Genomic DNA, 7414 nt, shown 5'->3' on the forward strand with positions numbered 1-7414 from the left:
AGGAGCAGAGGCACGGGATTCCGCCAGCACACGCTGCGCCGCACGGGCCTGCACAACTTTTCGCGCTTCTTCGGGCAGGCAATCAACGTGATATTCGAAAGCTTTGGTGCCTTCGCGGCGGCGGCGTAATTCCACGCTCCCACCCGCCAGCTTATCTAATTTATTGCGCACGTTATGCTCCATGCCCGGCATACCCGGCAGGGAGACGCATTCCTTAGCTGTTAACCATACTGACATTTCATATCCTCCAGTTACGCGCTCAGGCGGCTATCGGACTGATAACGGTTAGGCCAGATCAAATCGGGCGAAATCCCGATTTTTTGTGCGATTGCGCATTCATAGCCAGGTACATGGCGATAGAAGGCATTGCGAAGAGATCCGGTGCCAAGGCCAAGTTCATTTTCAATTCCCTGCAAAGTAGCCCCTTTTTGTTCAAGTGCGGCAATGATGGCCTTACTTGACCAGTCGCGCCCTGGTGTAACGAATAAATGGGTCAGATCTTGTTTGGGCAACTGCATTGTGTGATCCTCTCAGGTTTATCTAAACCGATAATCAAATACGGTTATCGGATGCATTTAAATTTACTCGGACAATAAACCGATGTCAATACTTTGGATCGGTTTATTGTCCGATGATGTTATGGCGGAAAATATGAAAGAAAGTGATATAAAAACAGGTGGTTATAAGGAAAAAACCGGTGATGATGCAAAAAACCGAGAGCGGATTATTGTCTCGTCAGGAATAAACCGTTTTAGTGAGAGACTTAAAGAGGCCATGAGTGGCATGAGCAACAGCGAACTTGCTAGAAGATGCGGCATGTCTGAAACGACAATTCGAAAATACCTAAAAGGTGCTATCTATCCAGGAATAGACAGTGCAGCTATTGTGGCGCATGCATGTGATGTTTCATTAATCTGGCTATTATGTGGAACCGAACAAAAGGTCGAGGAAGTTAGTGAGGATAAAGAAGCAGGTAAGATCGACATCGTATTGCGGATGCTCTCAGATACACAGAGAAACGCCTTAGTAGACGCAATCTTAGAGCACGGTGTGACCGGCATCATGAGTGCACTCAACGGCATGGCGGATATCACGGACTTCTTGCAGCTCACTGAGAACGAAAGAGCGCAGGTTCTTCGTGTGTATGGGCAAATCAGAGAGGGGGCTGCTGAGGGGGATCAGAGGGCAGCGTTAGGAGGCCCAATTACCGATAAGCGGCAGGCTAGCTAGATAAATTATAGATGGGCGCCATAGTCTTGCCATGATCTGGCTGGCCACTTTTGACATGACCATATTCAGAAACCGTTTAAACGCCTTTCAAACTTATTCAAACCACAATCATTCCAACTCAAATACCGTTCAAAAAAATCACTTTTTAGTCATTTTTTTATGGCGAGTATCAAATCACTAAATCTCTCTCAAGCCGCACCAGTAAAGGGATGACGGCTTAGTCGAGGTTCACTCGATCAGTATCAAAATGATTACCACCCCACAGTAAATCGATGCCACGCTCAGCCCGGCACCGGCGGCCAGCGTAAAAATGATTTTGCCGGAAAGCGCTGGTTCAGCGGCGGTTGCAGAGGTTTGGGTGATGTCTGACATGATGTTTTCCTGATGAATACGTGTGTTGTGTGGAGGTCATGGCACGCATTCTTCACCCGAACGGTTATAAGTGGTAGCCTGTACAAAGGTAAAACTGTTATACGTGAGGCGTATGAACACACCACTCACCAGCGGTATTGACCGCATCGACTTAATGCAGACGTTCATTCGTATTGTCGAAAGCGGCAGTTTATCCGCCGCCGCCGCCCAGCTGGGCACCAGCCAGCCAACGGTCAGCCGCCGTTTGCAGTCGCTGGAAAAAATGCTCGGTGCCCGGCTGATTCTTCGCACCACGCACGCCATGAAACTGACCGACGACGGCGAACGGTGTTACGCGCAGGCCAAATTATTGCTCGAACGCTGGGCGTCGCTGGAAGATCAGTTACACGGCGCGGGAGATGAACCGGTGGGCACTCTGCGCGTGCGTGCGCCGCATGCGTTCGGGCAGGATCAGCTGATCGGGCCGCTGACCCGCTATTTACAGCGGTATCCGAACCTTACGGTGGACTGGATGCTCAACGACCGCACGCCGGATTTCCTCTCTGAAGATATCGACTGTGCAATTCAGGTGGGGAACGTTGCGGATCCGTCGATGGTGGCGGTTTTGCTGGCCGAAGTGCCGCGTATCGTTATCGCCACGCCCGAATTGCTGCAACAACATCCGGTGACGCAGGTCTGCGAACTGCCGAATTTACCCTGGGTTGCCCTCAGCACCTTTTACCGTAATGAAGTCATGCTGCGCCACGATACCGACGGCAGAATGGAAAGCTGCATGATTGCGCCGCGCATGGCGACTGACAGCTTATACGCCGTGCGCAAGGCCGTGCTTTCCGGTCTGGGCGCGGGCATTGTGTCAGCGTGGGTGGTGCAGGACGATCTTGCGCAAGGGCATTTACAGCGTGTCTTGCCCGGCTGGAACGCACTGCCGTTGCCTGTCTATCTGGTGTATCCGTATTCCAGCTATTATCCGGCGCGGCTGCGTAAATTCCTGGAAGTGATGCGCGGCGTTATGCCGGATCTGGCCGAAATGCAGGCACCGGGCAGTCTGAAATACTCTGGAAAATTGTGAAACAGTAAAGCGGGCGCTGTTTACATTTTTCACGCCCACTCATGGCATGATCGCTTCGGGATATTGAGGTGAAGGGTTTTCACCTGAGTTGTGTTTTGGAACTTCAAGCACTTAACGCTAAACTTAAAACAGATAACGCAGAAAAAGCGAGGAGTATCGTGGAAGTGATAAAGGGAAATGAACTACAGGTTGCCGACGCCGTTTATTCATTCCAGATGAACGGCGAGGGCGGTGTGAACGAAATCAGCCCGCAGTGCGTGGCGAGCGATGAAAAGCCGTGCTGGCTGCATCTGGATTACACGCGGCCTGAAAGCGAACGGTGGATCAGCAATACGCCGGTGCTGCCCGATACCGTGCGTGAAGCGCTGGCCGGTGACAGCGTGCGGCCAAAAGTGGTGCGCGTCGGCGAAGGGACCTTAATCACCTTGCGCAGCATCAATCTGAATGCGGATGCACGACCGGACCAGCTGGTCACGATCCGCGTTTATCTGACCGATAAAATCATCGTCTCGACCCGTCATCGCAAGGTGTTCTCGATGGAAGAGATGATCAGCGATATGCAAGCCGGCAGCGGTCCGAAAAATACCGGCAGATGGCTGGTGGAAACCTGCGATGCGCTGACCGATCACACCAGCGATTTCATCGAAGACCTGCACGACAAAATCATTGATATCGAAGACGACCTGATGGAACAACAGGTGCCGGAGCGCGGTCAGATGGCGTTGCTGCGCAAACAACTGATTGTCCTGCGCCGTTATATGGCGCCGCAGCGTGACGTCTTCTCGCGTCTGGCGAGCGAACGTTTGCCGTGGATGAACGACGACGACCGCCGCCTGATGCAGGAAATCTCCGATCGTCTCGGGCGAGGGCTCGACGATCTGGATGGCAGCATCGCGCGTACCGCGGTGCTCTCCGATGAAATCAGTTCACTGATGGCCGATTCCCTCAACCGCCGCACGTACACCATGTCGATGCTGGCGATGATCTTCCTGCCAACCACCTTCCTCACGGGGCTGTTCGGTGTGAACCTCGGCGGGATCCCCGGCAATACGTCGCCCTTAGGTTTCGGGGTTTTCTGCGGATTTCTGATGCTGTTGGGGGTTGTTGTGGCGTGGTGGCTGAAGAAAAGTCGCTGGCTGTAATGTACTAATTGCCTGAAAAAAGGCAAAAAAAAGCCGGTCATAAGACCGGCGTCGTTCGAATTAAATTGTGCTATGCATTAATTCTAAAAATTTGGAAATAAGACAATATGGAGCACAACGCCCATCGCTTGACGTTGCATTCACCTGCGAAATAGATACTGCACCCAATCAACAGTTCTAATGTTGATTTCGCTCAATCTTTTTGAGGTTTATGCCCCGCAAGGTGCATTCACAGGCACTTTTGCCGGAACGATCTCATTTTCGAATACCCAGGAGTCTGTCTTGCACACCGCCGAAATGATTCAAAAAGCGTATGACGACGCGACCCGCAGAACGCTGGAAATCTGGAATTCTCACCCGGAATCCGGCGTTGTCCGCTCTGAACCTTTCTACCATCCCACCCGTCTGGCGATCACCAGCGGTAACCGCGCCGGACCGGCTATGGCAGGGCTGTTATCGGAACTGAAAGCGGTGACGCAGGGCGACCCGCTGGCCGACGTCGCGCCGCCTGACGGCATGCATTTTACTTTTTTTCCCGTCACGCAGGCGCTGTATGACAAACCCGAAGACGCGCCGGGAACCGGTGAATTAATCGCTATTTTCAGAAAGCATTGCGACGGCCTTATCATGCACATCCGCGATTTGCGGCTGATTGCGTTGCCGGATCAGCTGCTGCTTGCAGGATTTCCTGATGAAGAGAGCCAGCGGGTCAGACAATCGCTGGTGGATGATTTGATGAAAACGCCGTGGGCGGAAAAAATCCGCGAGCGGTTTCCTCATACAGAGATCCCGCCGATTTTCTGGCACAGCACGCTGCTGCGTTACAGCGCTCAATACCTGCCGGAACCGCTGCGCATCTGGTTTCATGAAAATCAGCATCGAAACTTCGGAGCACTCAGCCTCCCGGTCAGGCTGGTGATGACCAACTACAACTGGACCGAAACGTTCACGCTGGTCTGAAAAGCAAAAAGCCCGCATCAGCGCGGGCTTTTCAAACGGTGACTTCCGGACGAAATCTTACTTAATTTCCAGCACGTTCAGACGTTCAACCGGCACAGCCGTTTCGTCGTCTTCAGGCTGCCAGCCCGCAGGCTGCATCGGGATCTCTTCACGGTCAAACGCCAGATCGCCGCCATCAACCACTTCGCCGCCATGTTTAATCCCTTTGAAATCAAAAAGATTCATGTCGTTCAGATGTGAAGGCACCACGTTTTGCATCGCGCTGAACATGGTTTCGATACGGCCAGGGTATTTTTTATCCCAGTCATTCAGCATATCGCCGATGACCTGACGTTGCAGGTTTGGCTGCGAACCGCACAGGTTGCAAGGGATGATCGGGTATTCGCGCGCAACGGCAAAACGCTCAATATCTTTCTCACGGCAATACGCCAGGGGGCGGATCACGATGTGTTTACCGTCGTCGCTCATCAGTTTTGGTGGCATGCCTTTCAGCTTGCCGCCGTAAAACATGTTGAGGAACAGCGTTTGCAGCATGTCGTCGCGATGATGGCCGAGGGCGATTTTGGTACAACCCAGTTCAGTCGCGGTACGGTACAAAATCCCGCGACGCAGACGCGAACACAGGGAGCAGGTGGTTTTGCCTTCCGGGATTTTGTCTTTCACGATGGCATAGGTGTCTTCGGTGACAATCTTGTATTCCACGCCCAGCTTTTCCAGATATTCCGGCAGGATATGCGCCGGGAAGCCCGGTTGTTTCTGGTCAAGATTCACCGCCACCAGGGAAAAATTCACCGGTGCGCTTTTTTGCAGATTGCCCAGAATTTCCAGCATGGTGTAGCTGTCTTTACCACCGGACAGGCAAACCATAATACGGTCGCCTTCTTCGATCATACCGAAGTCACCGATCGCTTTACCGACTTCACGGCGCAGGCGCTTTTGTAATTTGTTCAGGTTGTACTGAGCTTTTTTATCAACTGATTGAATTTCTGACATTAATAGTAACTCTGACTCAAAAAGGGGCACCAGAAGGGCGTGGTCGTCATAGCGCGAGTTTAGCATTGTGCGTTTCGGTCTGCGCGCAGCTCTTGTCTTCCGGCCGGACGGCGTTGTGGCGCGTATGATACGGATTACGCCGCCGAATGTCAGCGCGTTTTATAGCAGATTAAGAAAGGGAAGGTTTGGCGCTACCGGTGACAGCAAGTTAAAAGCCTGCTGGCTGACCCGTTTAATTGCTCCCCCACAGATTTGTGCTGCATGAATGGTTTTTTCTTGCCCAATCCCTTCATCTAAATTGCCGGCACTTTAGGGCATTGCCGCCGTTTCTCGGTCTGATTTCATAAGGAAAAATGATAGATTGGGATGTTTCTATAACCGAAATTTCTGCTACCCTGAGAGTCTAAACAAGCTCCTTTTGGAAACACCCGATGCTTTTAACTCTCGTTTATCGCAGCCATATCAGTGAACATGTTCACTCTGCTTCACTGATCGACATGGTGTCACAAGCCAATGTTAACAACGAACTTTTGAGCATTACAGGCATTCTGCTTTTCGACGGGATGCACTTCTTTCAGTTGCTGGAAGGGCCGGAAGAGGCAGTGGACGCACTCTACAGTATGATTTGCCAGGATCAGCGTCACCATAACGTGGTGGTTCTCATGCGCGACTATGCACAGTCACGTCGCTTCGGCAATGTAGGGATGGAGCTTTTTGACCTCAGGCATCATCACGAAGATGAGGTGCTTCAGGCGGTGCTCGATAAAGGAACATCTAAATATCGTCTCACTTATGAAGACCGGGCTCTTCAATTTCTGTGCACCTTTGTGCAGGCCCGGGAGAAGGAAAATTATCTCGAAATTCTCCCGGCTGATTCCTGGTCTTTCATCGCCGATGAACCTCTGAAAGCAGAAGTAGAATTTATCTTTCCCGAGATGCAGGACTACAGTTTTGCATTCCAGCCAATTGTAGACCCGCTGAGCCGCGAGATTATTTCTTATGAAGCGACAATCCGCGGGCCGGAAGGTGGCTCAGCGATGGAGTATTACTCCCGGCTGTCCGGAACAACGATCTATGAGGCGGATCTCAAATCCAAAAAGCTGGCTTTTGCCATGGCGCAAAAAATGGGGATCGGCGACAAAACGATTTCAATTAAGCTTTTGCCTATGACACTTGTCATGGTGCCGGATGCTGTGGAGTCTCTGGTTAATGACATCATTGCCGGCGGCCTGGTTCCTGAACAAATTGTGGTGGCAATCACAGAAAACGGCGTCATAACCCGTGAGGACAAGTTTTCCACCGCGATGAAACAACTTAAAGCCTCGGGAATGCGTCTGGCGATCGATGATTTTGGTGCGGGTTCTGCGGGATTATTGCTGCTGACGCAATGCCAGCCGGACAAAATTATGATTGATCGCAATATGATTTGTGACATCCATACCAGCGGACCGAAACAGGCCGTCGTGCAGGCCATCATCAGGTTCTGCTCAGCGTTAGAAATCTCTGTTATCGCGACAGGCGTTGAAAAACCCGAAGAGTGGATGTGGCTGGATGCGGCAGGGGTGTGTAATTTCCAGGGGCTTTGTTGAATAAATCGGATTTAGATAAAAGCTCCCCTCGTCGCTGACTTTCTCAGGCAATCCTTACG

At 51.7% G+C, this 7414-nt stretch carries 9 protein-coding genes; 5 read left to right on the top strand and 4 right to left on the bottom strand.

What is annotated here, in order from left to right; genetic code table 11:
• Both J8X26_RS24650 and J8X26_RS24655 read right to left on the bottom strand, forming a co-directional pair.
• Positions 1-237 (bottom strand): DNA-binding protein (locus J8X26_RS24650; protein WP_280118844.1); only part of this gene is annotated, 237 nt, incomplete at its 3' end.
• Between the two features lie 14 nt (positions 238-251).
• Positions 252-518 (bottom strand): helix-turn-helix domain-containing protein, encoded by a 267-nt coding sequence (locus J8X26_RS24655; protein WP_208952255.1) that lies wholly within the window; start codon positions 516-518, stop codon positions 252-254.
• An 82-nt stretch (positions 519-600) separates the two neighbouring features.
• Between J8X26_RS24655 and J8X26_RS24660 the strand changes: the two genes are divergently transcribed.
• Positions 601-1230 (top strand): helix-turn-helix domain-containing protein, encoded by a 630-nt coding sequence (locus tag J8X26_RS24660; RefSeq protein ID WP_244370843.1) that lies wholly within the window; start codon positions 601-603, stop codon positions 1228-1230.
• Positions 1231-1458: 228 nt separating this feature from the next.
• Here J8X26_RS24660 and J8X26_RS24665 read toward each other — a convergent pair whose 3' ends face one another.
• A complete protein-coding gene (locus J8X26_RS24665) occupies positions 1459-1602 on the bottom strand; it encodes a hypothetical protein (protein ID WP_208952260.1) in 144 nt (47 codons plus the stop codon).
• A 112-nt stretch (positions 1603-1714) separates the two neighbouring features.
• Here J8X26_RS24665 and J8X26_RS24670 point away from each other — a divergent pair, with 112 nt between their 5' ends.
• The 3 genes from J8X26_RS24670 (at position 1715) to J8X26_RS24680 (ending at position 4773) form a co-directional block, all read left to right on the top strand.
• A complete protein-coding gene (locus tag J8X26_RS24670) occupies positions 1715-2671 on the top strand; it encodes a LysR family transcriptional regulator (RefSeq protein ID WP_165057752.1) in 957 nt (318 codons plus the stop codon).
• A gap of 158 nt (positions 2672-2829) precedes the next feature.
• The gene (zntB, locus tag J8X26_RS24675) at positions 2830-3813 is read left to right on the top strand and encodes a zinc transporter ZntB (RefSeq protein ID WP_208952256.1); all 984 of its coding nucleotides are present in this window, start codon (positions 2830-2832) and stop codon (positions 3811-3813) included.
• A 282-nt stretch (positions 3814-4095) separates the two neighbouring features.
• Complete coding sequence (locus J8X26_RS24680) at positions 4096-4773, top strand: hypothetical protein (protein ID WP_208952257.1); 678 nt, start codon at positions 4096-4098, stop codon at positions 4771-4773.
• Between the two features lie 57 nt (positions 4774-4830).
• Here the strand turns inward: J8X26_RS24680 and ttcA are convergent, their stop codons facing one another.
• Entirely contained in the window at positions 4831-5766 is a 936-nt protein-coding gene (ttcA, locus tag J8X26_RS24685) for a tRNA 2-thiocytidine(32) synthetase TtcA (protein ID WP_152327110.1), read from the bottom strand.
• A gap of 431 nt (positions 5767-6197) precedes the next feature.
• On the opposite strand from ttcA, the gene J8X26_RS24690 reads away from it, so the two are divergent.
• Positions 6198-7355: a diguanylate phosphodiesterase gene (locus tag J8X26_RS24690; protein ID WP_208952258.1), complete on the top strand. Its 1158-nt coding sequence runs from the start codon at positions 6198-6200 to the stop codon at positions 7353-7355.
• The last annotated feature ends 59 nt before the right edge of the window (positions 7356-7414 follow it).

Source organism: Rahnella sp. ChDrAdgB13 (genome assembly GCF_017655185.1).
Taxonomy (GTDB): Bacteria; Pseudomonadota; Gammaproteobacteria; order Enterobacterales; family Enterobacteriaceae; genus Rahnella; species Rahnella contaminans.